Source organism: Streptomyces sp. NPDC046261, assembly GCF_040646235.1.
Taxonomy (GTDB): Bacteria; Actinomycetota; Actinomycetes; order Streptomycetales; family Streptomycetaceae; genus Streptomyces.
Genome location: NZ_JBEYZU010000007.1, coordinates 125628 through 152455, shown reverse-complemented (window position 1 = coordinate 152455; position 26828 = coordinate 125628). Strand labels below are relative to the sequence as shown.

The following is a 26828-nucleotide window of genomic DNA, read 5'->3' as shown; positions in this document are numbered from 1 at the left end:
GCGGACAGCGCGGGTGCCGCGTCATGAGCGGCGCACCAGGCGCGGGCGGGTCACGGTCCCGGCGGCGCCCTGCTCCAGCAGGGCCACGACGCCGGCGACCGTCGGGTTCTCCAGGACCTGCCCGAGTTCGACCGGCACACCGGTGAGGGAGCGGATCCGGTTCCACAGCCGCATCATCCGCAGCGAGTGGCCGCCGAGCCGGAAGAAGTCGTCGTCCAGGGATACCGACGCCACCCCGAGCACCTCGGCGAACGCGGCGGCCACCGTGGTCTCCAGCGCGGTCCGCGGGGCACGGCCGCCGCCGGCCGTGGGGGAGGCCGGCAGGGGGAGCGCGTCCAGCGCACCCCGGTCGATCTTGTTGTTCCGTGTGCGCGGCATCCGGGGCACCTGCTGGATCGCGGCGGGCACCATGTAGTCGGGCAGCACCTCGGCGAGCCGCGCGCCCAGGGCGGCCGGGTCGAGCCGCCGTTCCGCGGTGAAGAACGCCCGCAGGGCCGGCATGCCGTCAGCTCGGGGGCTGAGCACCACGGCGGTCTCGCGGACGTCGGGGAGCAGGCCCAACTGGACCTCGACCTCGCCCGGTTCGATGCGGTAACCGCGGATCTTGACCTGCTGGTCGGCGCGCCCGAGGTAGTCCAGCAGGCCCTCCTCGGTCCAGCAGGCGATGTCACCGGTGCGGTAGAGGCGCCCCCCGGTGACGGCCGGCGCCTGGACGAACGCGGCCCGGTCCAGCTCGGGCCGGCCGAGGTAGCCGGTGCTCACACCGTCGCCGCCGACGAAGAGTTCGCCGGGGACACCCAGAGGCTGGGGGGCGCCGTCCCGGTCGAGCACCCACGCCGTGGAGTTGGCGATCGGGCGCCCGATGGGTATCCGGCCCGGGTAGGTCCCGGTGATGCGCTGCGCCACCGAGAACGTCGTGTTCTCCGTCGGGCCGTAGACATTGCTGAACGTGCTGGTCGGGCAGGCCGCGCGGGCCCGCGCCACATGGTCCGGGGACAGCGCCTCACCGCCGATGAGCACGTGGCAGCCCGCGAGGGCCGTCGGGTCCTGGTCGACGAGCTGGTTGAACAGCGCGGCCGTCAGGAACATCAGGTTCACCCGGTGCTCCTCGACGGCGGCCCGCAGCCGCGCCGGGTCGAGCACCGTGGTGCCCGGCACCAGCACGACGGTGCCGCCGTTGAGGAGCGCTCCCCAGAACTCGAAGGTCGTCGCGTCGAAGGCGAGGGCACCGGTCTGCAGGATGCGGGTGTCGGGCGACAGGTCCGCGAAGTCGGTGTTACGCACCAGCCGCACCACCGCGCGCTGGTCGATCATGACGCCCTTGGGGCGGCCGGTCGTCCCCGAGGTGTACATCACGTACGCCTCCGCCTCCGGCCCCGCCGGCGGCGGCAGCACCCGGTCCTCCCCGGTGTCCGTCCGGGGCGCGGTGAGGTCGAGCACCGGGATGCCGGCCGTGACCCGCGGGTCGTCGGTCACCAGCAGGCCGGCGCCGCTGTCGGCCAGGAGGAACGCCCTGCGCTCGGCCGGCGTGCCGGGATCGAGGGGCACGTAGGAGGCGCCCAGCCGCACGATCGCCAGCACCACCGCGAGCAGCCGGGGAGTCCTCTCCAGCATGAACGCCACGCGGCTGCCCGGAGTGACCCCCCGGTCGTGCAGCAGCAGCGCCAGCTCCTCCGCCTGCCGCCGCAGACACCGGTAGCTCGTCGGCCCGTCGTCGTGGCCGATCGCCACGGCGTCCGGCCGGGCCGCCGCCTGTTCGGCGAAGAGCTGGTAGAGGCCCGCCTCGCGTGGGTACTCCCGCTCCGTGCGGTTCAGCGCGCGCAGTTGCCCGACCTCGGCGTCCGTGGTGACCCGCAGCTCACCGACCGTCGGCCGGCCGCCGTCGCAGAGCTGGTGGAGCAGATGCTCCAGATGCCCGAGCATCCGCTGCGCGAAGGGGGCGCCGAACCGGTGTTCATCGGCGTCCGCGTGCAGCGCGAGGGCGCCGTCCCCCGACCTCTCGTGCGAGACGACCAGCTCCGCGCCCGAAGCGGCGGCGGGCCCGTCGAGGACGCACACGATCCGGGACGTGGCCTCCTGGCCCGGCCCGGGGGCGCGTACCGCTCGCAGGGCCGCCGTGACGGACGCGAGGTGGTCCGCCACCCGGAGCGAGGACGGCATGGAGGCGACCAGGTCATGGGCCGGATCGGCCGGCGACCACGTCGTCCGCCGGATCCCCAGGCAGAAGGCCGTACTGTCGGTGTACTTGCGTGCCAGGACGAGCGTGGCCGCGCAGATGAGCTCCTCGGCGCGGTCGCCGATGCGGCTCGTCAGCCCGGCCGGAAGGACACGGGTCGATCGCGTGGTCCGGCAGGGCTCCGTCGCAGGGCACGTTCCGGCGAACGGAAACCGGGTGGGGACATCGGCCTGCCCCGGAAACTCATTTCCCACGAGCACTGTCACCTATCTCGATCGGATCGCACGGGCACGTTCCCGTGCGGCGACAACACCGGCCGCCCGTATGCGTGTGCGATCCCGTGCCGCGGGCACCTCGGACGCGCAGACCGATGCTAGGCACCCGCTCACGCGGCCGGGCGGCAGAACCCTGGGCACAATGGCGGTAGTTCACACACGCCACTCTGGTAGCGGTGCGGCGGGGCTGGCAGCGTAGGCCGGACACAGAGCGCTCCCGACCACGCTAGGCAGGAACAGGACAGTGACACAGACGGCGCCGGTACGGCGCACCCAAGCGGGCCCCACGGGCTCGCTGTGGCGGAACCGGAACTTCATGCTGCTGTGGACCGGTCAGGGGATGGGCACGCTGGGCCCGCGGGTCGCCCTCGTCGCCATGCCGCTGCTGGCCATCGACGTGCTGCACGCCTCGACGTTCCAGGTCTCGTTGCTGACCCTGCTCGGGTGGCTGCCCTACCTGCTCTTCTCGCTCCCGGCGGGAGTGGTCGTCGACCGCCTCGACCAGCGCAGGACGATGATCGCCTGCGACCTGGGCCGGATGCTGCTCCTGCTGTCGATCCCCGTGGCGGGCATGGCCGGCTGGCTGAGCCTGACCTACCTCTACCTCGTCGTCGGCACCACCGGCGTACTGACGGTGTTCTTCACCGTCGCCTACCGCAGCCAGCTGCCCAAACTCGTCCGCAGCACCCAGCTGGTCGACGCCAACGGCAAACTCGGCATGTCCGACGCGCTGGCCGAGATGGGCGGGCCGGCGATCGCCGGCCTGCTGGTCGGCCTGGTGGGCGCCGCGCGCGGGCTGTTCGCGAACGCCGCCACCTACGGTCTGAGCGCACTCACCCTCGGGCTGATCAAGGTCCCCGCCACCGCGGAGCCGGCGAGCCCGGCACAGCGCGTACCGTTCCGGACCGCCATGGCCGAGGGGTTCGCGTTCGTACGACGCGAAACGGTCCTGCAACGGCTGCTGTTCTGCACCAGCTTCTGCAACTTCTTCGCCATGGCCGCCTCCTCGGTCCAGGTCACCTTCATGGCGCGGCAACTGCACGCCTCGTCGGCGGTCATCGGCCTGGTCTTCTCCTGCGCCGCGATCGGCGGCCTGCTCGCCGGCGCGTTCGCGAACCGGCTCTCCAGCGCGATCGGTTCGGCCCGGATCGTCTGGGTGTCCATGCTGGCCCCCGGACCCCTCTACCTGCTGATGCCGGCCGCCCGCCCCGGCTGGGGCCTGATCATGTTCGCCGTCGGCCTCGCGGCGTTCTCCGCGAACTCGACACTGTTCAACAGCGCCTCCATCTCCTACCGGCAGCGCGTCTGCCCGCCGGACCTCCTGAGCCGGGTGAGCTCGGTGTACCTGTGGATGTCCTACGGGGCCGTCCCCCTCGGCTCCCTCTTCGGCGGGACCCTCGGCACCACCGTCGGACTGCGCACCACCATGTGGATATGCGTCCTCGGCATGTGGGGCGCGGCGCTGTTCGTCCTGTTCTCCCCCCTGCGCACGACGCGTGACATTCCCGGAATCCCGACCAAGGCCGAGGAGCAGCCATGAGCACGGACGCCCTACGCGAGACGCGCGTCGCGGACACCCTGCTGGAGATCTTCCGCGAGACCCTGGCGGTCCCCGACGTCACCCTCGACAGCAAGTTCTACGCGCTGGGCGGCGATTCCCTGCTCGCCGTGCGCGTCGTCAACGAGACACGGGCCAGAGGCATCGGCCTGTCACTGCGCGATCTGCTCGTCCACCAGACGGTCCGCGCACTGCTGACCTCCGACAGTGTCCGCGACACCCCCGCGGCGAACGCCCCGGCCGCGGCCCCCGCCGCCGAACCCTTCTCGCTGCTCACCGACGAGGACCGCGCACGCCTGCCCGACGGCCTCCAGGACGCGCTGCCCGCCTCCGCGCTCCAGTCCGGGATGCTCTACCTGTGCGAGACCAGCGGCGATGCGCACCTCTACCACAGCGTCGAGGGCTGGGAGGTGTGCGCCCGCTTCGACGAGGACCGGTTCCGGGCCGCCCTGGCAGACCTGACCCGCCGGCACCCGGCGCTGCGCACCTCCTTCGACTTCGGCGACCTGTCCGTACCGGCCCAACTGATATGGGAGCACGCCGAGCCCGAGCTGCGCGTAGAGAGCGCCGACTCCGCGGACCACGCGCTGCGCCTGCTGGACGACTGGCGCTCCCTGAGGACCGCCGCGCCGCTGGACTGGCGCACCGCGCCCCTGGCCCGGTTCCTGGTCGTCACGCTCGCCGACTCGTTCCACGTGGCGCTCTCCGCCCACCACGCGGTCCTGGACGGCTGGAGCTTCAGCCGGCTCGCGGTCGACCTCATGCACCTCTACGACCGCGGCGTGGACCGGCAGGCCGCGGACCGGGAAGCGGCGGTCAACGCCCGGGTCCTGCACGACTTCACCACGGCGGAGCTGGCCGCCGCCTCCTCGACCGACGCACGTGACCACTGGACCGCCCAGGCCGACGACGCGTCCGGGACACTCCCCGACGCCGGCCCCCCGCACGGAGCCGACGCCTCGGACCGGCTCGAGCTGGACCTGGAGACGGACCTGGTCGCGTCGCTGACGGCCGTGGCCCGCACGCTGGACACCTCGCTGAAATCGGTGCTGCTGGCCGCGCACGCCGCCGCGCTGGGCACCTGGTCCGGCCACGGGAAGAGCGTCGTGACCGGGATGGTCTTCAACACCCGCCCGGAAAGCGAGGGTTCCGACCGGGCGACCGGACTCTTCCTCAACACCCTCCCCGTCCGCTTCGCCGACACAGCCGGCAGCTGGGCCGCCCTGATCCGGTCCGCCGACCAGGCCGAGCGCGCGGGCCACACCCACCGGCACTACCCGCAGGCGCTCCTGGTCGAGCACCTGGGCCGCCCGGCGTTCCAGGTGGTCTTCAACTACATGCACTTCCACGCCTACCGCGACCTCGACCAGCCCACGGCCACCCCGGTCCGCGGCCGCTGGCGCCGGGGCAAGCCCAGCTTCCCGTTCCACGTCAACGTGGAGATGACGGGCGAGCGCGGGCAGGTGCGCATCGGATTCGACCCCGCCTTCGTCGCCCCGGCCTCGGTCGAGGCTTACGCCCGGACCCTGCACGAGAGCCTCGTCCGTCTCGCCGCCGATCCGGCCGGCCCGGCCCGGGCGGGCTCGGAGCCGGCCGAAAGCCCGGAACTCTCCCACGAAAGTGACGTCTGATCATGCCGAACAGCCGCCGTCCCCACTTCGCCGTCGTCTACGACCTCGGCGCCGTCCCCGCCGGCGAGATCGGCGCGGGCCTCGCCGATCTGGGCGACGTCACCTTCCTGGTGCCGGCCCGCTCCGACCACGTCGAGCAGTTGCGGCCCGTGATGGAGATGCTCGGCGACGTCCACACCCTCTCCGGCGAACCGGCCGCGGACGCCCGGCTGATCCGGACCCTCGCCCCCGACGCCGTCCTCACGTTCTGCGACGACCTGATCCGGCCCGCGGCGTCCCTCGCCGCCGCGGCGGGCGTCCCCGGCCCGTCCGAGCGGACCGCCCGGCTCTTCACCGACAAGGGCCTGCAACGGCGCGCCCTGTACGAGTCGGGCGTGGACCGCACCCGGACCGTGGTGATCGACTCCATCGCCGACTTCGACGATGCCCTCGACGCCGTCGGGCTGCCCGCCATCGTCAAGCCCGTCAGCGGGACCCTCAGCCGGCACACCTTCGCCGTACGGTCGCCCGAGGACCGCGCCGAGGTACGCGCGTACGCGCAGCGGCTGGCCGCCGCGGGACAGTGGGGGCCGTTCATCGCCGAGGAGTACCTCCAGGGCCGGCCGAGCGAACCGTTCGGCGACTACGTCTCGGTGGAGAGCGTGTGCACCCCGCAAGGGATCACCCACCTGGTGCTCACCGACAAGACGCCGGTCATGCCGCCGTTCCGGGGGACCGGCCGGATCTGGCCGAGCCACCTGCCCGACGCGGAGCAGCGCGAGGTGCTCGACCTGGTCGGCGCGGCCCTGCGGGTGGTCGGTGCCGACCGCGGCTTCACGCACACCGAAGTCAAGCTCACCGCCGACGGCCCGCGCATCATCGAGATCAACGGCCGCATATCCGGCTACGTCAACATGATGGCCCGGGAGACCTGCGGCGTGGACCTCGTCCAGCTCGGCGCCCGCGTCGCCCTGGGCGAGCCCCTGTCGCCGCCGCCCTTCGACTTCGGCGGCAAGGTGTACTTCCAGTACAACAACCTCGCGCCGCTCCGCCCGTGCCGGCTGGAAGGCGTCGAGGGCGCCGCGCGGGTGCGCGGCCTGCCCGGCGTCACGGCCTACCGGAGCTTCGTCCGCCCGGGCTCGGACCTGGCGGGCGGTACCTCGACGCGCACCCTGGACACCGTCTCCGGCATGGGAGAGGACCACGACGCGGTGCTCGCCACCATCGAGGCCGCCCGTGCCGCCCTCACCTTCGAGCTGCGGTTCGACGACGGCACGCGCCGCCTGACCGGGCTGGAGCTGCCCGGCTACTGAGGCGGCTAGGAGAGCCGTGGGCGGACGGCGGCGAGGAAGACGTCGTTCTCGGCCGGCGTCCCCACGGACACCCGCAGCCAGGACGGCACCTCGCTGTCGCGGACCAGAGCGCCCCGGGCCACGATCTCCCGCCAGGCCCGGTGGGAATCCCGGAAGCGGCCGAACTGCACGAAGTTCGCCTCGGAGGCGGCCACCTCGTATCCGGCCGCCCGCAGCTCCCGGACCATCCGGTCCCGCTCGGCGGTGATGCGCCCGACGTTGCCCAGCAGGTCCGGGGCCCGCTCCAGCAGGGCCAGCGCGATGGCCTGGGTCGGGGCGGACAGGTGGTAGGGCAGGCGCACCAGACGCAGGGCGTCCACGATCGCGGCGTCGCCGGCGAGGTAGCCCAGGCGCAGACCGGCCAGGCCGAGCCCCTTCGAGAGGGTGCGCACGACGACCAGCAGTGGCCTGTCCGCGATGAGGGGCAGCAGGGAGGGGGCGCTCTGGAACTCCACGTACGCTTCGTCCAGGACCACCAGCGCCGGACCGGCGGCCTGGGCCGCCTCGTACAGGGCGACCACCGCGTCGGCGCTCACCCCGGTGCCCGTCGGGTTGTTCGGGGCGGTGACGAAGACGACCTGCGGCCGGTGCCGGGCGATCGCCGCGCGGGACGCGTCCAGCGCGATCGTGAAGTCCTCGGCCCGGGGGACCGCGACCCAGCCGGTGCCCGTGCTGCGGGCGATCTCGCGGTGCACGGCGTAGGAGGGCTCGAAGCCCAGGGCGACGCGCCCGGGGCCACCGAAGGCTTGCAACAGCTGCTGGATGATCTCGTTCGAACCGTTGGCCGCCCAGATCTGCCGGTCACTGAGGGAGCAACCGGTGCCGTCCTCCAGGTGCTTGGCCAGCGCGGCACGCAGGGCCACCGCGTCGCGGTCCGGATAGCGGTTCAGGTCGCGCAGCACCGGGCCGAGTCCGGCGACGATCCGGTCCACCAGCACGTCGGGCAACGGGTAGGGGTTCTCGTTGGTGTTGAGCCGGACGGGGACGTCGATCCGCGGGGCGCCGTAGGCGGTCAGCCCCTTCAGTTCCGGGCGGATCGGCAGGTCCTCGATGCTGACCATGGACGGTTCCCTCAATCGATGAAGTCCGATACCAGGGGTCCGGCGATCGCCCGGAACTCCTCGAAGTACGCGTGCCGCGCCCCCGCCAGCAACTCCAGCCGGGCGCCGGGGACGCGCCGCGCCAGCAGATGGGCGTTGGCCACGGGGTTGAGCAGATCGTCGGTTCCGTGCACGACCAGGGTCGGGCAGGAGATCCGCGGCAGGACGTCCCAGGCGTCGTGCCGGTTGCTGGCCACCAGGTGCCGGGCCCGCGCGAAGGCCGGCATCGCGGGGTCGCCGACCGTGTGGTGGGGGCCGGGATGGGCCGCGAGCCAGGCGGGGGTGTACATCAGGTCGAGCAGCGCCGCGCGCCGGGTGACCGGATCGCCACCCGCGAGGGCCTTGCGGACCCTCTCGTCGCGTTCGACCGCGTGCGGGCCGCCCGGCGAGGTGCAGCCGAGGACGAGGGACCGGACGCGGTGCGGCTGGTCGACGGCCAGCCACTGCGCGACACGGCCCCCCATCGAGGTGCCGTACACGTCCGCCCGCTCGACGCCGAGTTCGTCGAGCACCGCTCGTACGTCGTCGGCCAGCAGCCTGGTGCTGTACGGCACGTCCGGCTTGTCGCTGTCCCCGGTACCGCGGTAGTCGATCGTGATCGTGGCGTGGGAGGCGTGGAAGTCCTCGCGCACGCCGTCCCACCAGCGGTGGTCGTTCGCCTGGCCGGCGAGCAGGACCAGCGGGGAACCCGTTCCCCGGAGCTGATAGGCGACGCGTGTCCCGTCCGCGGCCTTGGCGTACGACATGCCGGAATCCCTTTCGCTTCTGGTGGTTCCGCGGAGGCTACAGGGCGGAGCCTGCCGGAGCGTCGGAGTCCACCTCGTGCGAGAAGTAGCCGGTGGCCGCCTTGTGGCCGGACCGCAGGTGAGCGCCCTCCTGGATCTCGAAGAGCGAGTTGAACTCCGCCGCGGCGAGCGGGAGGCGCCAGTCCCCGGCCTCGGTGCGGGCGGTCTTCGAGACCTTGCCGCGGACCAGCTTGGCCGTCGGCTCGTTGTGCGCGGCGTGCGGGCCGTAGTACAGGGGGAAGGCGTCGGACGCGCGGTAGGCGGGGATGAACGCGCGACGGTAACGGTCGGAACGGTTCTGCTCGGAGGCGTGGACGACCAGCGGGTGCAGGAAGACGACGCTGCCGGCCGGTCCGGGGCAGTCCTGGACCGTGGCCTCCGCCACGCCGACGCCGTCGAGGCTCACGATCTTCCCGCCGAAGTAACCGTCCACCTCGTGGCTGAGCAGACCCTTGCGGTGCGAGCCGGCGGCCACCCGCAGGCAGGCGTTCTCCCGGGTCGCGTCGTCGAGGTAGACGAGCGCGGCCACCAGGTCCGTGTTCGAGTGCGGATAGTAGGCGAAGTCCTGGTGCCACTCCACGACGCTGCCGACGTGCGGGGCCTTCACATTGAGCTTCGAGTACTGCAGGACCAGGTCCTCGCCGATGAGGTCCGCGACGGCGTCGAGGAGGACCGGGTGCTCCGCCAGTTCGGCGAACACCTTGTCCCGGCTCGTCGGCGCCCAGATCCGACGCGCCTTGGACGCGTCGCCGGGCTCCGTCTCGGCGACGGAGTTCAGGCCCGGACCGGAAAGCAGGTCGTCGACGACCCGACGGGCCCGATCGACCAGGTCGCCGTCGAGAAGCCCCTCGGCGACCAGGAACCCGTTATCCCGATAGGTTTTGATCTGGCTCTCGGAGAGGACGTGTCCCATGAGTTCACTCTCTTTCCCGCAATCGCCGCGGCGTCCGGCGGTGCATGGTCCATCGGCACAAGCATGTGAACGATCTACGGCAGCGAGTCTCGCACCGCGAGTTCGGGCCCACAAGAATCAACAGCGTTGAGGAAGAGGCATCTTGCCGGCCGCGCGAAGCATCGAAGGTGCCTCTGCCGCTGCCTCCCGGCCCCTTCACCGCTGGGTAGCGTGAGGCGACCTACGCGATTTCCCGACGGCTAGGGAGTGCCATGACCGGCGTCTCGCGAGAGCCCACTGCCCGTACCACCGTGCCGGCGGTCGAGATTCTCGACTGCACGCTCCGGGACGGAAGTTATTCCGTCGACTTCACCTTTACGGAGGATACGATCCGATCGGTCCTGGCCGGCTTGGAGCAGTCGGGGATCGGCCTCGTCGAACTCGGGCACGGGCTCGGCCTCAACGCGGGTGAAGCGCTGTCGCAGCCCTGCCTCGTCGCCGACGACCGCTGCTTCGAGATCGCGGCGCGGACGCTGCACCGGACCGCCTGGGGGATGTTCTGCATTCCCGGGCTCGCCGAGCCCGAGCATCTGACCCGGGCCGCCGCAGCCGGGATGGGTTTCGTGCGCGTCGGCGTCGACATCACCGACGTCTGCCCGGCCGAACACTTCGTCGCCCTGGCCAGGCAACTGGGCCTGCGGACCTTCGTCAACCTGATGAAGACCAACGTCCTCGACGCGGACGGCGTGGTGGCGGCGGTCCGGCGGTGCGCCGGCTTCGGAGCCGACGCCGTCTACCTCGTCGACTCCGTCGGCGGCTACCTGCCGCACGAGGTCGGGGAGCTGTTCCGGCGGGTCGGCGCGGAGGTTGCAGTTCCGCTCGGCTTCCACGGCCACGACAACCTCGGGCTCGCCAACGCCAACGCCCTGGCCGCCGCGACGGCCGGGGCCCGGTTCGTGGACGCCACCCTCGACGGCATCGGGCGCGGCGCGGGAAACACCGTGACCGAGTCCTTCGCCGCGATCCTGACACGCCATCAAGACTCCGGCGGGTACGACTACCGGGCGCTGGCCCGGCTGAGCGAGACGGTCGTACGCCCCCTCCCGCGACTGCACGACGACCGGACCTTCCAGGTCCTCGGCGGACTGACGCAGACCCACTCCAGCTTCTTCCCGCTGATCACGCGCTGCGCCGAGGCGGCCGGTGTCGACGTCTTCGAGCTGATGACCGCCGTCGCGCGGGTCGAGCGCGTCCGGCCGACGGAGACGCTCGTCAAGGAGATTGCCGCCGGCCTGCGGCTGTGACCCGACGCGAGCGCGGCGCAGGTGTGCAAGTGGCGCGACGTGAAACGCCTCACACACGTGGCGGTGCCGCGCCCCCGGCGAGGCCGACGTCCCACCGGACAGGCACCGGCGGCCGGGCCCGGCAACGGGAAAAGACGAAGATAAGGTGCATCCCCTGCCGGGGCGATGTCGGGCACGAGGCACGTTCACGGAGGCCGAGTGCCCCTATGCCTCCTCCCGGACATCCGGCTTGATCGTCGGGGGTTCCCCGGCACAACTCCTGCGGTTAGGGTCGGACTTGCTGGTTACACCGACTCCAGTTCGACTCCAGTTCGTCATGGGGTGGGGTCATCGCTCGAGGAGCATCAGTGGCGAACTTTTCCGACGATTCTGGTGTGGAATTTGCAGTTCTTGTAAACGCGGCCCGACAGCACTATCCGGCACGGAGAATGGCCGCTCCAACCCTTGCGACGGCATGCGCAGATATTCACATCTGGAGCATTTGACAATGATTAACTGGGCGAATGTCGAAGATTTCGGGGTTCAACTCCAGCGCTATCGCAAGAGAGCCCAGCTGAGCCAGAAGACCTTGGCCGACCTGTCCACGGTCAGCGTACGGGCGGTCCGTAACCTGGAGCTCGGGCAGGTCGCCGCCCCCCGCCGCGAGACCGTGCGGCTGCTCGCGAACGCACTCCAGCTGACCACCCACGAGCGCCTGTCCTTCGAGCTCGCCGCCGGCGGCGAAGTCGACGAGGCGCTCTTCGGAACCCTCAGCCTGCCGACCGATGTCCTGGCACGCCCCCTGGTCGGACGCACGCGTGAACTCGACGCGCTGCTCAGGCAGTTACTGAACCATCAACAGCGCATCACGGTCATATCGGGATTCGCGGGCGTCGGCAAGACGCATCTGGCCGTCGCCGCGGCCCGCTCCGTCCAGGCCGTGACGGCCACACCGATCCTCTGGGTCCAGCTGCAGAAGAACACCGACCGCGGCCCGCTCCAGGCGGCGATCGCCGACCTGCTCGTCGGCGAGGGCACCGGCGTCAACAGGCTCGCCCGGCAGATCGGCGACCGCGCCACCCTGCTCGTCCTCGACGGCAACGACAACGGACAGGTCCGCCGCGAGACCGTGTGGACCCTCATCCGCGAGTGCCCCAACCTGAGCGTCCTGGAGACCAGCCGGGTCCCCCACGACGTCTCGGACCACCACAGGTTTCTCGTCGCCCCCCTGCCCTGCTGGCGGACGGGAACGGACCGGTCCGACGCCGCGAGCGCGCCCGCGCTGGAGTTCCTGCTGCGGCGCTTCGCCGACCTGCGGCCCAACTTCCAGCCCGGCGAGTGCGAGGTGGCCAAGCTGACGGAGGTCTGCGGCAGGCTGGACGGCCTGCCCAGCGCCCTCGAGTCCGCCGCCTCCTGGGCCACCGTGATCTCCATCGACGAGCTGGTGAGCATGGCCCAGGGCGAGCCCGAAGTGCTCGCCAGCCACCCGGCGACGCGCACCGACCCCGTGGCGGCAGCGCGAGGCGTACTGGGCCAGCAGACCCCGGTCACCCAGGACCTGGCGCTCCAGCTCGCCGACCGGCCCGACGGATGGACCATCGACCAGGTCGTCCAGCAGTCCGGCCTGCCCCGGGCACAGGCCGCTCTCGTCGTCCAGTCCCTGCTGCACGCCGGCCTGATCGTCGAGCTCCCGTCGACGTCGGGCGGGCCCGTCCGCTTCGCCCTCCTCAATCTCGTCCGGGTCGCGCTGCGGGGGCGCGCTCCGCTCGTGCCCCGGCTCGCGCTGGCCGCGGGCTGACCGCCGTTCACCTCTGCCACCGGAAACGGAATACTCACATGCGCCTGTGCACCATGACCCTGGACGGCCAGGAGGATGTCGGCATCGCGGTCGACGGCGGGATCGTCCCGCTCGCCGTCCTCGCCGACCTGACCGGCACCACGCTCGGCCCGACACTGCTCGACGTCGTCGTCGACGGGCAGCTGGGGCGGATCCGTGAAGCGCTCGCCGAACCCGGCATCCAGGCCAAGGCCGTCCGTACCACGGAGGCGGCCTTCGGCCCCGTCTACCGCCACCCGCCCAAGCTGTGGGGCGTCGGGCTCAACTACCGGCGGCACGCCGACGACCTCGACGTCGAGCAGCCCAGCGGCACTCCCGGTTCCTATCTGCGCCCCAGCAGCTGCGTCATCGGTCACGGTGACGAGATCGTCCTGCCCACCCAGTCCGACCGCGTCACGGCGGAGGCCGAGCTCGGCGTGGTGATCGGCCGGACCTGCCGGGACGTCGCACCGGAGGACGCCGAATCCGTCATCTTCGGCTACACGACCATCCTGGACATGACGGCGGAGGACGCGATCCGCATCAACCCGCGCTACATCCCCTGGTCGAAGGCGTTCGACACGTTCTGCAGCCTCGGCCCGTGGATCGTCACCCCCGACGAGGCCGGCGACCTCTCCTCGATCCGCATCTCGACCGTGGTGAACGGCCGGACCATCGCCTCCAACCAGGTCTCGGCCATGATGCGCGACCCCTACTGGCAGGTCGCCTACTTCTCCGGCGGCATGACGCTCGACGCGGGCTCCGTCATCGCCACCGGCACCCCCGGAGCCGGGGTCATCCGGGACGGCGACGTCGTCGAAGCCGTCGTCGAACGGGTCGGCACCCTCCGGAACCCCGTACGCCAGGCCGCCCGCTAGAGAAACCGCGGCATCAGGGACGGGCTATGGGCCCCTGCATGTGCTTGCTGATCCACTCCATGGGGCCCATGCCCAGGCCGCGGACGTACGTCTCGGCGTTGTGGACGCCGCCGGGTATCTTCGTCAGCTGGGTGTGGACGGGTCCCTTGTTGCCATAGGTGCTGATGAACCCGTTGACGCCGTTGATGGTGATCGGGTGCTCGGCGGTGCCGTACTGGAAGGCGAGGTAGACGTCGGGGCCCTTGGTGTCGATGAGGTGCTGGGCGAGCTTCTGCGGGTTGTTGGCCTGCCGCTCGGCCTCGTGGCCCTTCCAGTGGGGCGAGTCGGGGACGATGTCCGGGCCGGAGGCGATGACGGCCTTGAACTTGTCCGGATGCTTCAGGACGGACTTCAGCCCGGCGAAGCCGCCGCTGGAGGAGCCCATGAATGCCCATCCGTCACGGGACTTCAGGGTGCGGAAGTTGGCGCGGACGAAGTCGGGGACGTCCTCGGCGAGCCAGGTGCCCATCTTGGGCCGGCCGGGGATGTCACTGCCGTCGTGGTAGTCCTCCTTCTTGTCGGTGCCCGGGTTGAGGACCGGCATCACCACGATGAACGGCTGGGCCTTGCCCTCCTGGGACCACTTCCCGATGGACGCCTGCAGCTTGAGGTTGGCGCCGATCCAGTAGTTCCCACTGGCCCCGGGGCCACCGGGCAGGGCCACCAACACCGGGAATCCGCTCTTCCGGTACCGCGGCTCCTTGTACTGCTTGGGTGCCCACACCCACACTTTGCCGGTGAAACCGGACTTCGCGCCGTGCAGCGTGGTCTTCGCGATGACCGTGCCGTCCGCCAGCCTGCTCTCCTCCCTCAGATCGGCGGCCGGCCCCGTGGGCATCAGGGTCTCCGGCGCTTCGTCGACCTGCCGGGGCGCGGCGTCGGCCTGGCGGGCGGGACCGGGCGCGTCGTCGCCGAAGGCCACCGGCTCGCCCTTGCTGGACAGCAGCCCGGTGTAGTGCAGGACCGGCCAGGACACGAGCCCCAGACCGAGGACGACGGCCACCGCTATCCACCAGGGTCTGGCGCGGCGGAAACGGGATCCCCGGCCGGGCGCGCGGTCGGGGTGGGGAGGGAAGGACATCAGGAGCTCCGTGGCTGAATCGGGTGAGCAGCGCCCTCGGTACGGGCGTGGTGGGGACGGAAAGGTCCCGCACCCGATGGCACGTCAGCGGCGCGAGCGGCATCGTACGTGAAGGTCGACCGCCATCAGCAACGCGGGCCACACAGGCCCCACCGCCCACGGCCTTCACCTGCGGTCCCGGCGGCGGTGCCCTCCGGTGGTGTGGTTGGCTACGCCGTATGGGTCTCAGACGAGCGTTTCCCAGGTGTACGTGTGTGCGACCGAGCTGTTGCGGCGGGGAGGCCGGGTGGTGTCCCGCCGTCCGACCGGGGGCCGGGGCATGAGCGTCCGCCCCGCGCCGTCGGAGTCCGGACGCGTCCCGGCACCGAAGGCGGCGCCCCCCTTCGACCCCGAACTGAGCGTCGCGCTGGCGGCCCTGGGCAAGGAGGCGAGGGAGCCGGTCACCCCGGACAATCTCGAGGCCCGGCAGGAGCGGGATGCCGCGTCCCGGCCCAGGCCGACGGCCGAGGACCTTCGTGCCGACGGGCGTTTCGACGTGACGGAGTTCCGTGTGCCGGGACCGCCGGGTGGGCCGGACGTCACGCTCGTGAGCGCGCGGCCCGCCGGGCTCGCCGGGCCGCTGCCTCTGCTGTACTACATGCACGGCGGCGCGATGATCATGGGCAACGCATGGTCCGTGCTGCCGCGGATCCTTCGCGAGTGGGTCCTTCCGCTGGGACTGGCCGTCATCTCGGTCGAGTACCGGTTGGCGCCGCGCACGCGGTACCCGGGACCGCTGGAGGACTGCTACTCCGGACTCGTCTGGGCGGCCGGGCACGCCGCCGAACTGGACATCGACGCGGACCGCGTCATCATCGGCGGGAAGAGCGCCGGCGGCGGGCTCGCCGCGGCCCTCGCCCTGCTGGCCCGTGACCGCGGCGGTCCCCGGGCACTGGGGCAACTGCTGCTGTGCCCGATGCTCGACGACCGTCGCGGCACCTTCTCCAGTCATCAGATGTCGGGCCTCGGCCTGTGGGACCTCACCTCCCACGAGACCGTGTGGAAGGCACTGCTGGGTGACCGCTACGGCGCCGCGGACCTGCCGCCCTACGCGGCCCCCTCGCGCGCCACGGACCTTTCCGGGCTTCCCCCGGCCTATATCGAGGTCGGGTCGGCCGAGATGTTCCGGGACGAGGACGTGGCGTACGCGAACGCGATCTGGCAGGCGGGCGGCCAGGCCGAACTGCACGTATGGCCCGGCGCCTACCACGGCTTCGACGGCATAGCACCGAAGGCTGCCCTCAGCCGGGACGCCCGCGACGCCCGTACCCGCTGGCTCCAGCGCCTCCTCGCGCAGTCCGGCACGGGGAACCGGCCTGCCGGATAGCGGTTCCTGGGCGTCCCCGGTCCGGCACCGGCCGCAGGGCGCGCCTCACGCCTCCAGGCGGGCGAGCTCCGCCAGCACCGGAGCCGTTCCGTCCTCGGCGGCGAGGCGGGTGGCGACACGGCGGGAGCGGGCCCCGAAGGCGGGTTCGCGGACCGCGCGGTGCACGGCGTCGGCCAGACGGGGGACCGTCAGGTGCCGGTAGGGGATTCTGGTGGGAGCGGTGCCCAGGGCCACGAGGCGGGCGGCCCAGAAGTACTGGTCGAGCTGGACCGGCACGGGCACGGCCGGGACCCCGGCCCGCAGGCCGGCCGCCGTGGTGCCGGCCCCGGCGTGATGGACCACGGCGGCCATGTGCGGGAAGAGCCAGTCGTGCGGCACGTCGGAGACGGTCAGGACGTCGTCGCCTTCGGCGCGCAGACCCGTCCAGCCGGACTGCACGACCGCACGCATCCCCGCCGCGCGCACCGCCTTCGTGACCAGCTCGCTCAGCCGTGCCGCGTCGGCCGCGACGAAACTCCCGAAGCCGACGAACACCGGGGCGGGGCCGGCTTCGAGGAAGGCCGTCAGCCGGTCGTCCGGACGCCAGCCCGCGGGCCGCCGCGGCCACCAGTAGCCGCACGCCTTGAGATGGGACGGCCAGTCCGCGGGCACGGGTACGACCGTCGGGCTGAAGCCGTGGCACACCGTCTGCGCGCGCACGGCCCGGCGTACGGCGCTGATCGCGCGTTCCGGCAGGCCCAGTCGCCGGCGCAGGTCGGCGACGGCGGGGGCGAAGACGCGGTCGGCGGCCGCCCACAGCAGGTGTCCGGCCAGCCGGTTGCCCCGTCGGCCGAGGGAGGGGAAGTCGCTCAGGACAGGCGCGAACGCCCCGGTCGGTTCCAGCGGTTGCAGGTAGGCGCCGATGCACGCCGCGTTCCGTGCCTCCGCGACGGTGGCGCACAGCGGATGGGCGACCGCGGACGCCAGCAGGACGTCCGTCCCCTCCCGCACGGCGGCCACCATCCCCGCGGCCAGCCGTGGAACGGACTCCCGGCCCATCCTCAGGACCTGGGCCAGCACCGCCGGTGCGCTCGAGGCCCGGGCCAGCCCCTGGCCGTGGGCCGACATCAGGACCTCGCGCGGATCCACCGGGATCGCCCGGAAAGCCAGACCGTGGTCCTCGACGGCCCGGGCGTATCGGGCATGGGTGGCCAGCGCCACCTCGTGCCCGGCGGCCCGCATGCGGACACCGAGCCCGGTGTACGGCGCCACGTCACCCCAGGAGCCCACTGTCACGATGAGTACGCGCACCGTCGAATCATGCCCAGCCGGAACCCAGCGGAGTCCTGGAGTCACCGATCGGCAAGCGGCCCGGCGGCCCGGGCCCCCGCGGTGGGGGCCCGGACCGCCGGGCATGTGGTGTGGGGGATGGGGTCAGACCGAGCGGCGCTTACGGCGCAGGTGGAGGACCGCCGCGCCCGAAGCCGCCAGGGCGGCCGCGCCGGAGGCGGCGGGGAGCCAGGTGCCGGAAGAGGCGGTGGCGGCCCGGCCCTCGGCCCGGGTCTCGGGCTGAGCCTGGGCCTGGACCTCGGCCTGAGGTCCGGACTGGGTGTAGCCGCCCGCGAGGCCCTTGCGGTCGTAGGCCGAGCCGGGGAGCTTGTCGCCGTAGCGCTTGGTGACGAGCTGCTGGTAAGCGGCGAGGGTGACGCGCGACTTGCCCTGGAGGGCCACGCCGGCCTCCTTGTTGAGCGGCTCGACGGAGCCGCTGTCGGTCAGCCGGTACCAGGCGTGGATCTGCGGTTCCATGAAGGTCCGTGTCTGTCCCGTGCCGCGCTCGGCGGCGTTGATGTCGGCGTCGCCGTCGCGGATGCCTGCCAGCTGCCAGTCCCGGTCGCCGCCGCCCTTGCCGGGGGCGAGCAGGACCGCGGCCTGGTGGCCGTTGGCGGCCGAGACGCGGGAGGCGAGGTAGGACAGCCGCAGGGCGGACCCGGCGGTGGGCTTGGCCTTGCCGGTGACGAACTCGGGGGCGAGCTCGTAGAGGGGGACCGGCTTCTTGAGGTCGAAGCCGGGCGCCGCGGCGGGGGCCTGGGCGAGGCCGCGGCGCGGGGTGGAGGAGGTGCCGCCGTCCGCGCCGGCGGCCGGGGTGCGCTGTTCGGCGGCCGTCAGGAAGCGGGAGACGGTGTCGTGGACCTGGCCGGAACGCAGCACCTTCTCGGCGGCGGCGTAGTCGGTCGCGGCGGGCGGCGCGGGCAGGGCGGGGCCGTCGGTGGCCTGCGCGGGAATGGTTCCGCAGAGGATGGCGACGGCAGTGGCCGCGAGCAGGGTGGCGGTGCGTCTGGTCGTACGGTGCATGGTGGGTCGTCTCCTCTAGCGGTGGATGCCGATGCGCGAGTGGGTCCACCGGAAGGAATTGTTTCCGGCGTAGGCGGAGTAGTTCCACCAGGTGTAGGTCTGGGTGCTGGGCCAGGGGTCGCCGACCGCGACCATGTTGGTGGCGCTGTCGTAGCCGTAGATGACGTTCATGTGGCCGCCGCCGGAGGTCCAGCCGATGCGGACGGCGAACGGCCGACCGTTCGCGATCTCGCTCTGGGTCTCGCCGAAGGAGGCGTTGCGCCACAGGTCGGTGCCGCTGTTGCGGAAGCCCATGTTGCGGAGGCCGTTGGCCATGTCGCCGAGGGTGGCGGGCCGGTTGTTGCAGTCCAGGCCGCTGTTGCCCTGCTGGGCCAGGCGGCAGAAGTCGTACTGGTCGTAGTTGGTGTAGCCCCAGTAGTTGGCGATGGTCAGGCCGGAGGCGTCCCAGCACCACTGGTCCCGGACCTGCTTCTGCATGCCGATGTTCAGGATCTTCTGGCCGGCAGGCTGGGTGGAGCCGCAGACGGGCAGTCCGCCGGTGTCCTCCCGGATGAAGGCGTCGGCGATGTAGAAGGTGCCGGACCAGATCCAGCGGGAGTTGTTCTCGACGACGTCGCCGGTGGTGCGGCAGGACATCGAGATGCGGTCGCCGACCCGTGAGGTGCCGGTGACGCCGGCGGACAGCGACGGCTGCGAACGCTGGTTGACGGTGCTGAAGTTGCCCTGCCCGCCGTAGACCGTGCCGGTTGCGGCGGCCTGGGCCTGAGGGGCGGAGCCCAGCAGGAGCCCGCCGGAGAGGACGGCGGCCATGGTGGTCAGGAGGGTCTTTCTGCGGCCCGGTATGCGGGCCGGCAAACGGAGTCTGCGCATGGGGGGTTTCCTTTGTCGGTCAGGAGTCGGGCGTTCAGGCGTCGCGACGGCCACGGCGGCGGCGCAGCCAGAACGCGACGGGTACGCCGACGGCGGCGATCGCCAGGGCGGTGACGCCGAGAGTCACCGCGCCGGGAGCCGGTCCGCCGTCGGAATCGGAAGCGGCCGCTTCTGCGGATGCCGTGGGCGTGGCCTTCGTCGAAGGCGCCGCCGCGGCGGCGCTCGGCGGCCCGGCCGGCGCGTCCGTGGGGACCGCCAGGGACGCGGCGGTCACCTCGGTCCGGTACTCGGTGCGGCCGAGTGCCGGGAAGGCCGTCTGGGCCGTGATGGTCCAGTGGCCGGCGGGCAGTGCCTCGGCGGTGGTGAAGGTTCCGGGCCGGCCGGGTACTGGTACGAACCGCCAGGGGCCGAGCGACGTGCCGTCGTCCGAGGTGGCGGTGAGGGTGCCGGCGACCTTTTCGTTCACGGGGTGGCCGTCGTCCTCCCAGGTCGCTGTGGTGGTGGGGTGGCCGGCGGACACGCCCGTCACGGTCAGGTGGATGGTGTCGCCGTGGGCGTGTGCCGTCGCGGCGGGTCCCAGGACGAGCAGGCCCGCGAGAGCGGCGGCCGCTGCCGTGAAGCGGCGATCGGGCATGGGGGAGTGGCTCCGGTGTGAGGGAGGGAGGGTGGCCGGGGTCCGCGCGGGGCGGCCCCGGCCACCGCGGTGGTTCAGGAGGTCTTCTGCAGGGTCCAGGTCTGGTAGCCGGAGCTGTCCGGGTTCTGGAGCTCGAGCAGCCAGGCCCCGTAGTACGGCCGTTTGCCGACGCTCAGGACGAGGGAGCTGTTCCGGGGGGTGAGGCGCAAGCCGTTGCCGGACTTGGCCAGCTGCCACTGCTGGGCGGCACTGCCGGAGCAGGCTTGCTGGGCGACCCACTGGCCGGGGCTCGCGGCACCGGCGATCTGCAGGCACTTGCCGGACGCCGCCGAGCGCAGCCGCACTGTGCCGCCACCGGCGTCGTCGAGGTACCACTGCTGAAGGTTGAGCCTGTTGGGCTGGTTGCCGACCAGGACGGTGCCGTCAGCGGTCTTGCCGCCCCAGATCTCGGCCGCGAGCCCACTCTGTCCGTTCGTCAGCGTGTACCGCGCGCCGGGCTTGGCGGTGGTACTGCCGACCGGTGGGGTGTGGAACGACACCGTACGGCCGGGCTTGGCGTCGCGTCCCGCCTGGTCGCGGACCCCGACGGCGACCGTGTAGTCGGTGTCGGGCCGCAGATTGTGGATCCGCGCCGAATTGGGCTGGACCCAGGCCAGGTGCCGGCCGTTGAGCAGCAGCTGGTACCAGGCCGCGGAGGGCGCGGCGGGCCAGCTGAGCACGACCGAGTCGGACGTCAGCTGTCCGACGACCGGGACGGGGCCCGACGACGGCCCGGTGCTGCCGGTCGGCTTCGGGCTCGGGGTCGGCGTGGGGCTCGGGCCGGGGTCCGGCCGGGTGCCGTTGCCGGTCATCAGGAACTGGTTGTTCGCCACGTTCCAGTGTGTGGCGAGGTAACTGCCGGGCCGTGGGCTGGTGTTGTAGTAGTCGTCGTGGTTGCAGTCCAGACGCTCGTCGTGGCCCCGCTCGGTGCACACGTTGCGCATGGTCGGGTAGTACGGCGCGTCCGAGTAGCACATGACGTCCCACTCGTCGGTGCAGTGCGCGGCGCGGCTGGTGTTGGGCGCGCTGTTGTTCACCGCTCCGAGGTTGTGCCCGAGCTCGTGCGCGGCGGTCGAACCGCCCCAGCACCCGGCGTCCGTACGACCGTAGGAGGGGCCGAAGTTGCTGAGGTTGCTGGGACCGGGGCGCTCGTCTCCGTTGAAGGTGCCGATGCCGCAGTAGACCTTGGCGTCCGCGAAGATCATGTACTTGCGGTCGCGCCGGTCGAATCCTTTCGCCGCGAGCGCCGAGTTCATCGCGCTGAACTCCGCCAGGGCGGAGTCCGGCACCTCGACGTTGAGCACCGAGGGCGTGCAGTCGGCGCCGGTCACGTACCGGATGTGCCGCACGCCGCCGGTCTCCTGCGCGCTGGCGAAGTAGATGGTGTCGGCGTCGGCGGCCCACTTGCGGAACGAGGCCAGGTACTCGGCGTACCGGTCGTTGCGGGGGCCGTGCGCGTACACGACCTGGACGCGGTTGCCGGTGGTGCCGTCGCCGTCGCACTGCACGGTTTGGCCGGCCGGCCCGGCCGCCTTGCCGGAGGTGGGGTCCGGCTTGGGGGCCGCGGGCGGCTTCCTGTCCGCCGCTGTGCCCGCCTGGCGGGCGTCGACGGAGGCCATGGTGCCGGCGGACGGCTGCCCCTGGGACGGCTTGCCCTCGGACGGCTTCCCGGTGCCGGGGCTGCTCGGCGTTTCGGCCGTGTCCCGCGTCTTCGCCGCGGGCGGGGTGTCCTTGCTGATGTCGACGCCCTTGGGCGGCTTGTCGGGGCCGTGCGTACACCGGCCGTCGGTGGTCCGCAGGACGCCGGCGCAGTGGTCGCCCTTGGGCGCGGGCTTGAGGCCCTTGTAGACCAGGCCCTGAGCGCGGTCGTCGTCGGGTATTCGGGTCACCGGTTCCGGTGCCTTGTCGTGCGCGGGGGCCGGCGCCGGAGTCGGACCGTCGGCCATCGTCTGCGCGGCGGTGACCTGGGGCTTCGAGGGCTCCTGGTCGAAGCCGCCGAGCGCCGCCGTACCGGCGAGCGCTCCGGCTGCGACGGCGACCGAGGCGACCGCCGCGACGAGTATGCCGCGTTTTCGTCTTCGACCCTGTGTATGTCTTCTACGACCGGACAAAGCCACACCTCATTTCCGTGGGGGAGTTGTGGGTGGCCGGAAGTGTGCCAGAACGAACGGGCCGTCAGACAGGGGTGTTTATGGAGGCGTAATTGGGTACCGATCCATGGAAGGGGATGGGTGCGGTGGGCGGCGTTCGGCAAATCCCTTTGCCCAGTGGCCAGTTGCCCTTACCGGCGGTAAAGGTCTATTCCAATGCCTCGCGACTCCAGGGGCGTTGCCTTGGTGAGAACTTTGCCGTGGAGGCAATGGTTCCGCTTGTGTGCAAGTGCGTAGCGTGCTGGAGCTATCACCCTTGATCACCTTTCTTGCGAATCCGTTTGGGTGGCGCCAAGGAAGGCTTATGAAGGGCAATTGAGGCATAGTCAGGGCATTGCGGCTATTCCGCTGACGTCAGAAGCCTCGCAAAGAGACGGGCGCGCGATGACGCATTGCGCGGAGGCGATTACGGGCGGTCCGTAATCAGTCGGGGCCCGCGAGGGCGTCACTCTCCTGGATGACAAGCGGACGACCGGATTGTGGGACGGGAGCGCCGGGGCCAGGGTGAGCGCGAGTGAGAACACCCCTCGTGATCCTGGAGCCGTCGCCATTGAACAGTGAACCGTGGGTGGTCCGCCTGGCCCGCTCGATGGCGGCCAGGCCCGCCCTCGTCGCCGGCTGCTGGCTGCTCGTCGTGCTCGCCGCCGTGTCGCAGATCCCGTCCTTCACCGAGCACGAGACCCCGCGGACGGCACGGGTCGAGGGCAGCGAGTCCGCCCACGTGGAGCACCTGCTGAGCACCGCGTTCCCGCACCTGGGGCCCGAGGCCGGGGTGATCGCCTTCCACTCGCCCACCGTCACCGTCGACGATCCGCGGTACCGGACGCTCATCACGGGTGTCGCACTCGGCCTGCAAGGGGATCCGGCGGTCCAGCGGACGGTGTCGCCCTTCTCCGTCGCGGGCCGGGTCTCCGCCGACCGGCACACCGCACTCGCCGGTGTGCTCTTCCGCGGTGACAAGGACGCCCTGCAACGCGAGGCGCCGAGGCTCCAGGACGTCGTACACCGCTCGGCGAGTCTGTTCCAGCGCGAAGCGGGGCTCGAGGCCGAGGCGTATCTCGTCAGCTATTCCGGGGTGTTCTCGGAGATCGTCGCGCAGGAGCAGGCGGGCACCCGGCGGGCCGAGCTGATCGGCGTCCCGGTCGCCCTGCTCCTGCTGCTGCTCGCGACGGGCGGCGTGGTCGCCGCCTGCGTGCCGGTCCTCGTCGCGGCGGCCGGAGTGCTCGTCGCCTTCGGCACGGTGGGGGCGCTGAGCGCCTTCACCGGCTTCGACTCCACCCTGGAGACCATCATCCCGATGATGGGGCTGGCCCTGGGCATCGACTACTCGCTGTTCGTCGTGTCCCGGTTCCGTGCCGAGCAGGCCGCACGCCGTACCGGCCGGGAACCGCCCTCACCCGCGGCCGTGCGGGAGGCCGTGGCGGAGGCCATGCGGCACGCGGGGACCACGATCACGCTGTCCGGTGTCGTGTTCGTGCTGGGGATGTCCGGTCTGTTGTTCATCCAGGCACCCACTATCCGGCAGATCGGCGTGGGCGCGATGATCGCGGCCGCGTGCACCCTGCTCGCCGGGCTCACCCTGCTGCCCGCCCTCCTCGCCCTGCTCGGCCACCGGCTGGAGAAGGGACGCATGCCCTGGGCGCCGGGAAGGTCCCCGACGGAAAAGGGGTCGCCGCGCTGTGCCGCCTTCGCCCGGCGGGTGATGCGCCGGCCCGTCCTGGTCGGGGTGCTGACAGTGGGAGCGCTCTGCCTGTGCGCCCTGCCCACGCTGAACCTGCGCCTGGGAGTCGACCTCGGTGTACCGGCGATCGAGGGACAGGCGGTCGGCAAGGGCCAGCACATCATCGAAGAAGCGTTCGCGCCCGGCCGGTCCATGCCGATCGAAATCGTCTACACCACCGCGCACGGCGCTCTCACCCAGCGCGATCTCGACGCCGTCGACCGGCTCGGCGCCCGGCTGGCACAGGACCCGGCGGTCCACTCCGTCGACTCGGTCGCCACTCTCACCGCACCCGGCGCGGCTCCCGTGCGGGCCACTCCCGCCAGCCTGCGGATCACCTCGAAGCGCCTCCTGGTCAGCGCCGACGCACGGAGCACCGTGCTGTCGGTCGCGCCGGTGGCCGCCTCCGACAGCAGCCAGGCCACGGAGCTGGTGACCCGGTTGCGCGCGCGGATCGTTCCGGAGGTGCTCGCGGACGCCCCCGGCGCGCGGGGGTTCGTCGGCGGACTGACGGCGGCGCACCTGGACCTGAGCGACGAGACGACGGGAAAGCTCTGGCCCGTCATCGCCTTCGTCCTCCTCCTCTCCTTCCTCTTCCTCGTCGCCGTCTTCCGTAGCGTCCTCGTACCGGTCAAGGCGTTCCTGATGAACGCGCTGGGCACCCTGGCCGCCTACGGGCTGACCGTATGGGTGTTCCAGTCGGGACACCTCGCGGGGCTCCTCGGCTTCACCGGCACCGGCACCGGCACCATCCAGGCGTTCCTGCCGCTGCTCACCTTCGTGTTCCTGTTCGCGGTGTCCATGGACTACGAACTCTTCCTCGTCCGGCGGATCCAGGAAGCCTGGCGCCGTACCGGCGACAACACGGAGGCCGTCGTCGAGGGAATGGCCCACACGGCGGTGCCGATCAGCGCGGCCGCCGCCGTCATGACCGCTGTCTTCGGTTCCTTCGTCCTGGTGGACGTGGTGGAGATCAAGCAGATCGGCTTCGCCCTCGCCGTCGCGGTCGTCCTGGACGTGACCTTGGTGCGCATGCTGCTCCTGCCGGCGGTCATGCGGCTGGCGGGCCGGGCGAACTGGTGGTTCCCGCGCTTCGGCCGCCGCGCCGTGCGGTGACCGCACAGCCGGGTGGGCGGGGACTCGGGCCCCCGCCCACCACGTGCTCAGATCTGCACCGTCAGTACTTCCACAGCGTGAACTGGGCCCTGCCGCCCTGCTTCACGAGACCTTCGGTGATGGAGCACTTCGCCAGGGTGCCCGCCGGGTCGTCGGAGTTGATGCTGTTGTTGATGACCTTGGTGCCGCCGAAGGTGTCGCCGACGTCCACCGTGCCGCTGGTGATCACCGTGTCCACGATCGGGCCGGAGGCGGAATAGTTGATCGTGCTCTCGCCGACGGGCACGTGCTTTGTGCCCACCCGCTTGGTCCAGGTGATCTGTGCCGTGCCCATCGCGTCGACGTTCGAGCAGTTTCCCGTCTTACGGGCGATCAGCCGCCCGTGACCGCCGGTGACTCTCTTGCCCCCGGGGACGTGCAGCCGCGTATCCGCGCAAGGCACCCCGCTCGCCTCGGTGCCGAACTTGATGTCGTCGGACGTCTCCAGGGCGTTGGTGAGGCCCCGCAGCTTGAACGGCTCGCTGTAGTGGACGGTGGCCGTGGCGTCCGGGCAGACGAGCTGGGGGAGGGGCAGCAGACCGTCTCCGGGCCCGCCCTTGGCCTGGACGGCCTGACCTCCTCCGAACGTGACGGCGGCGGCACCGATGGCAAGGGCGGTGGCGGCGTACGCCGCCTTTCTCATCGGCGAACGAGAGGCCATCCATGACTTCACGACCGAGCTCACAAGCGTGACTCCATTCTGGATTCTGCCGGTTGACCGAGGAATCGAGCGGAAGCGCTCCGGTCCGACGAGGACGGAGCCGGATCGGACAGGAATGTGGTGATCAGCGCCGCCATGCGGTCCGGAGCGCTGAAATGAGCGGCGTGTGCGGCGTCCTCGACCACGGCGGCCCCGCCCTTGGGCAGGAGAGCCGCCACGCGCTCCGCCCACGCCGCAGGCGCGAGCGGGTCGCCCGAGCCGCGAACGACGAGCGCGGGCACATCGATCACCCGCAGGCGCGCCTCGAACGCCCCCTCGGCATCGCGCAGAGCCCCGCGGAGGGCGGAGAGGAATCGGACAGGGCCCGTGGTCAGGTAGTCGGAGACGGCCAGGAACAGCAGGGACCAGGGCTCGCGAGGAGCATCCGCCAGCAGCCGCCCCAACTGCCGCCACGCGGACGCCCCGGGCTCGAGCGCCGGGCCGGTCAGGAGCACACGGGCGATGAACTCCGGGTGCCGGGCGGCGAAGGCCGCGGCCACCTGACAGCCGACCGAGTGGCCCACGAGCAGACACGGGCCGAGCCCCGCCGCGGCATACCAGCGGCCCAGCGACGACGCCAGTTCCTCCGTGCCGGGCGTGGTGCGGACGGCGGCTCGCGACCGGACGGTACCCGGCAGGTCGGGCACCACCACGGTGTGCCCGTCCGCCGCCAGGCGTCGTGCCACCGGGGTGAAGTACCGCCCCGACAAGCCGAGTCCGTGAATCATGACGATCACCGGAGCGCCCGTGACGGGCACGGGCCCGAACCAGCGGGTGTACAGCCCCGCGACATAGGCCCCATCGTTCCGCGGTGTCCGCGATCCGGTGCGGTCCCGCCGTGCCGACGGCACCATGGAAGGCTTCCATCCGGAGCTCACCCGCGTCTCCCTCACTTGCGCCATCCGGAGCATCGAACGAAGGCCGCTCGCGTTCGTCGGCATTCTGGGTCCGGCGGAAGCGTCCTCACCATCCGATTTTCCGAAGGTCACTCAGGCGAGTGGCGGGCGGCCGGAAAAAC

The 26828-nt window shown here is 71.7% G+C and carries 20 protein-coding genes; 8 read left to right on the top strand and 12 right to left on the bottom strand.

Annotation, left to right across the window (positions count from 1 at the left end):
- Positions 1–21 precede the first annotated feature (21 nt).
- A complete protein-coding gene (locus ABZ956_RS15830; protein ID WP_361892841.1) occupies positions 22–2430 on the bottom strand; it encodes a non-ribosomal peptide synthetase in 2409 nt (802 codons plus the stop codon).
- 265 nt (positions 2431–2695) lie between these two features.
- Between ABZ956_RS15830 and ABZ956_RS15825 the strand changes: the two genes are divergently transcribed.
- Genes ABZ956_RS15825 through ABZ956_RS15815 form a run of 3 tightly spaced genes read left to right on the top strand, consistent with a single transcriptional unit; the run spans position 2696 to position 6932 of the window.
- A complete protein-coding gene (locus ABZ956_RS15825) occupies positions 2696–3991 on the top strand; it encodes an MFS transporter (RefSeq protein ID WP_361892838.1) in 1296 nt (431 codons plus the stop codon).
- A complete protein-coding gene (locus ABZ956_RS15820) occupies positions 3988–5640 on the top strand; it encodes a condensation domain-containing protein (protein WP_361892835.1) in 1653 nt (550 codons plus the stop codon). Before ABZ956_RS15825 ends, ABZ956_RS15820 begins: the two co-directional genes overlap by 4 nt.
- Before the next feature lie 2 nt (positions 5641–5642).
- Entirely contained in the window at positions 5643–6932 is a 1290-nt protein-coding gene (locus tag ABZ956_RS15815) for an ATP-grasp domain-containing protein (protein WP_361892833.1), read from the top strand.
- Positions 6933–6937: 5 nt separating this feature from the next.
- Here the strand turns inward: ABZ956_RS15815 and ABZ956_RS15810 are convergent, their stop codons facing one another.
- From ABZ956_RS15810 to ABZ956_RS15800, 3 genes are read right to left on the bottom strand one after another with little or no spacing between them, the layout of a single operon-like run.
- Positions 6938–8032, bottom strand: coding sequence for a histidinol-phosphate transaminase (locus ABZ956_RS15810; RefSeq protein WP_361892830.1), 1095 nt, complete (start codon positions 8030–8032; stop codon positions 6938–6940).
- An 11-nt stretch (positions 8033–8043) separates the two neighbouring features.
- Complete coding sequence (locus ABZ956_RS15805; RefSeq protein ID WP_361892827.1) at positions 8044–8817, bottom strand: alpha/beta fold hydrolase; 774 nt, start codon at positions 8815–8817, stop codon at positions 8044–8046.
- A 37-nt stretch (positions 8818–8854) separates the two neighbouring features.
- On the bottom strand, positions 8855–9769 hold the full coding sequence (locus ABZ956_RS15800) for a phytanoyl-CoA dioxygenase family protein (RefSeq protein ID WP_361892824.1): 915 nt from the start codon (positions 9767–9769) through the stop codon (positions 8855–8857).
- 251 nt (positions 9770–10020) lie between these two features.
- On the opposite strand from ABZ956_RS15800, the gene ABZ956_RS15795 reads away from it, so the two are divergent.
- From ABZ956_RS15795 to ABZ956_RS15785, 3 genes are all read left to right on the top strand, one after another.
- Positions 10021–11052: a hypothetical protein gene (locus ABZ956_RS15795; RefSeq protein WP_361892821.1), complete on the top strand. Its 1032-nt coding sequence runs from the start codon at positions 10021–10023 to the stop codon at positions 11050–11052.
- A 487-nt stretch (positions 11053–11539) separates the two neighbouring features.
- Positions 11540–12829, top strand: coding sequence for a helix-turn-helix domain-containing protein (locus ABZ956_RS15790; protein WP_361892818.1), 1290 nt, complete (start codon positions 11540–11542; stop codon positions 12827–12829).
- A gap of 38 nt (positions 12830–12867) precedes the next feature.
- Complete coding sequence (locus tag ABZ956_RS15785) at positions 12868–13725, top strand: fumarylacetoacetate hydrolase family protein (protein WP_361892815.1); 858 nt, start codon at positions 12868–12870, stop codon at positions 13723–13725.
- A gap of 13 nt (positions 13726–13738) precedes the next feature.
- On the opposite strand, the gene ABZ956_RS15780 is transcribed toward ABZ956_RS15785, so the two are convergent.
- Positions 13739–14845, bottom strand: coding sequence for an alpha/beta fold hydrolase (locus ABZ956_RS15780; protein WP_361892812.1), 1107 nt, complete (start codon positions 14843–14845; stop codon positions 13739–13741).
- A gap of 319 nt (positions 14846–15164) precedes the next feature.
- On the opposite strand from ABZ956_RS15780, the gene ABZ956_RS15775 reads away from it, so the two are divergent.
- The gene (locus ABZ956_RS15775) at positions 15165–16211 is read left to right on the top strand and encodes an alpha/beta hydrolase (protein ID WP_361892809.1); all 1047 of its coding nucleotides are present in this window, start codon (positions 15165–15167) and stop codon (positions 16209–16211) included.
- 45 nt (positions 16212–16256) lie between these two features.
- Here the strand turns inward: ABZ956_RS15775 and ABZ956_RS15770 are convergent, their stop codons facing one another.
- The 5 genes from ABZ956_RS15770 to ABZ956_RS15750 all read right to left on the bottom strand — a co-directional run bounded on the left by ABZ956_RS15770 (position 16257) and on the right by ABZ956_RS15750 (position 22196).
- Entirely contained in the window at positions 16257–17501 is a 1245-nt protein-coding gene (locus ABZ956_RS15770; protein ID WP_361892806.1) for a glycosyltransferase, read from the bottom strand.
- A gap of 123 nt (positions 17502–17624) precedes the next feature.
- Positions 17625–18542: a hypothetical protein gene (locus ABZ956_RS15765; protein ID WP_361892803.1), complete on the bottom strand. Its 918-nt coding sequence runs from the start codon at positions 18540–18542 to the stop codon at positions 17625–17627.
- A 15-nt stretch (positions 18543–18557) separates the two neighbouring features.
- Complete coding sequence (locus ABZ956_RS15760) at positions 18558–19412, bottom strand: papain-like cysteine protease family protein (protein WP_361892800.1); 855 nt, start codon at positions 19410–19412, stop codon at positions 18558–18560.
- 34 nt (positions 19413–19446) lie between these two features.
- Positions 19447–20046 (bottom strand): hypothetical protein, encoded by a 600-nt coding sequence (locus tag ABZ956_RS15755; RefSeq protein ID WP_361892797.1) that lies wholly within the window; start codon positions 20044–20046, stop codon positions 19447–19449.
- A gap of 74 nt (positions 20047–20120) precedes the next feature.
- Positions 20121–22196 carry an RICIN domain-containing protein gene (locus ABZ956_RS15750; protein ID WP_361892794.1) on the bottom strand — a complete coding sequence of 692 codons (2076 nt, stop codon included), beginning with the start codon at positions 22194–22196 and terminating at the stop codon, positions 20121–20123.
- Positions 22197–22785: 589 nt separating this feature from the next.
- Between ABZ956_RS15750 and ABZ956_RS15745 the strand changes: the two genes are divergently transcribed.
- Complete coding sequence (locus ABZ956_RS15745; RefSeq protein ID WP_361892791.1) at positions 22786–25071, top strand: MMPL family transporter; 2286 nt, start codon at positions 22786–22788, stop codon at positions 25069–25071.
- Between the two features lie 61 nt (positions 25072–25132).
- On the opposite strand, the gene ABZ956_RS15740 is transcribed toward ABZ956_RS15745, so the two are convergent.
- Complete coding sequence (locus tag ABZ956_RS15740) at positions 25133–25753, bottom strand: hypothetical protein (protein ID WP_361892788.1); 621 nt, start codon at positions 25751–25753, stop codon at positions 25133–25135.
- A gap of 38 nt (positions 25754–25791) precedes the next feature.
- Positions 25792–26538, bottom strand: coding sequence for an alpha/beta fold hydrolase (locus tag ABZ956_RS15735; protein ID WP_361892785.1), 747 nt, complete (start codon positions 26536–26538; stop codon positions 25792–25794).
- Between the last annotated feature and the right edge of the window lie 290 nt (positions 26539–26828).

Coding starts and splice junctions, on each gene's coding strand:
- ABZ956_RS15820 (WP_361892835.1), top strand. CDS start 3,988: ATGAGCACGGACGCCCTACGCGAGACGCGCGTCGCGGACACCCTGCTG.
- ABZ956_RS15815 (WP_361892833.1), top strand. CDS start 5,643: ATGCCGAACAGCCGCCGTCCCCACTTCGCCGTCGTCTACGACCTCGGC.
- ABZ956_RS15810 (WP_361892830.1), bottom strand. CDS start 8,032: ATGGTCAGCATCGAGGACCTGCCGATCCGCCCGGAACTGAAGGGGCTG.
- ABZ956_RS15805 (WP_361892827.1), bottom strand. CDS start 8,817: ATGTCGTACGCCAAGGCCGCGGACGGGACACGCGTCGCCTATCAGCTC.
- ABZ956_RS15800 (WP_361892824.1), bottom strand. CDS start 9,769: ATGGGACACGTCCTCTCCGAGAGCCAGATCAAAACCTATCGGGATAAC.
- ABZ956_RS15795 (WP_361892821.1), top strand. CDS start 10,021: ATGACCGGCGTCTCGCGAGAGCCCACTGCCCGTACCACCGTGCCGGCG.
- ABZ956_RS15790 (WP_361892818.1), top strand. CDS start 11,540: ATGATTAACTGGGCGAATGTCGAAGATTTCGGGGTTCAACTCCAGCGC.
- ABZ956_RS15785 (WP_361892815.1), top strand. CDS start 12,868: ATGCGCCTGTGCACCATGACCCTGGACGGCCAGGAGGATGTCGGCATC.
- ABZ956_RS15780 (WP_361892812.1), bottom strand. CDS start 14,845: ATGTCCTTCCCTCCCCACCCCGACCGCGCGCCCGGCCGGGGATCCCGT.
- ABZ956_RS15775 (WP_361892809.1), top strand. CDS start 15,165: ATGAGCGTCCGCCCCGCGCCGTCGGAGTCCGGACGCGTCCCGGCACCG.
- ABZ956_RS15765 (WP_361892803.1), bottom strand. CDS start 18,542: ATGCACCGTACGACCAGACGCACCGCCACCCTGCTCGCGGCCACTGCC.
- ABZ956_RS15760 (WP_361892800.1), bottom strand. CDS start 19,412: ATGCGCAGACTCCGTTTGCCGGCCCGCATACCGGGCCGCAGAAAGACC.
- ABZ956_RS15755 (WP_361892797.1), bottom strand. CDS start 20,046: ATGCCCGATCGCCGCTTCACGGCAGCGGCCGCCGCTCTCGCGGGCCTG.
- ABZ956_RS15740 (WP_361892788.1), bottom strand. CDS start 25,753: ATGAGAAAGGCGGCGTACGCCGCCACCGCCCTTGCCATCGGTGCCGCC.
- ABZ956_RS15735 (WP_361892785.1), bottom strand. CDS start 26,538: ATGATTCACGGACTCGGCTTGTCGGGGCGGTACTTCACCCCGGTGGCA.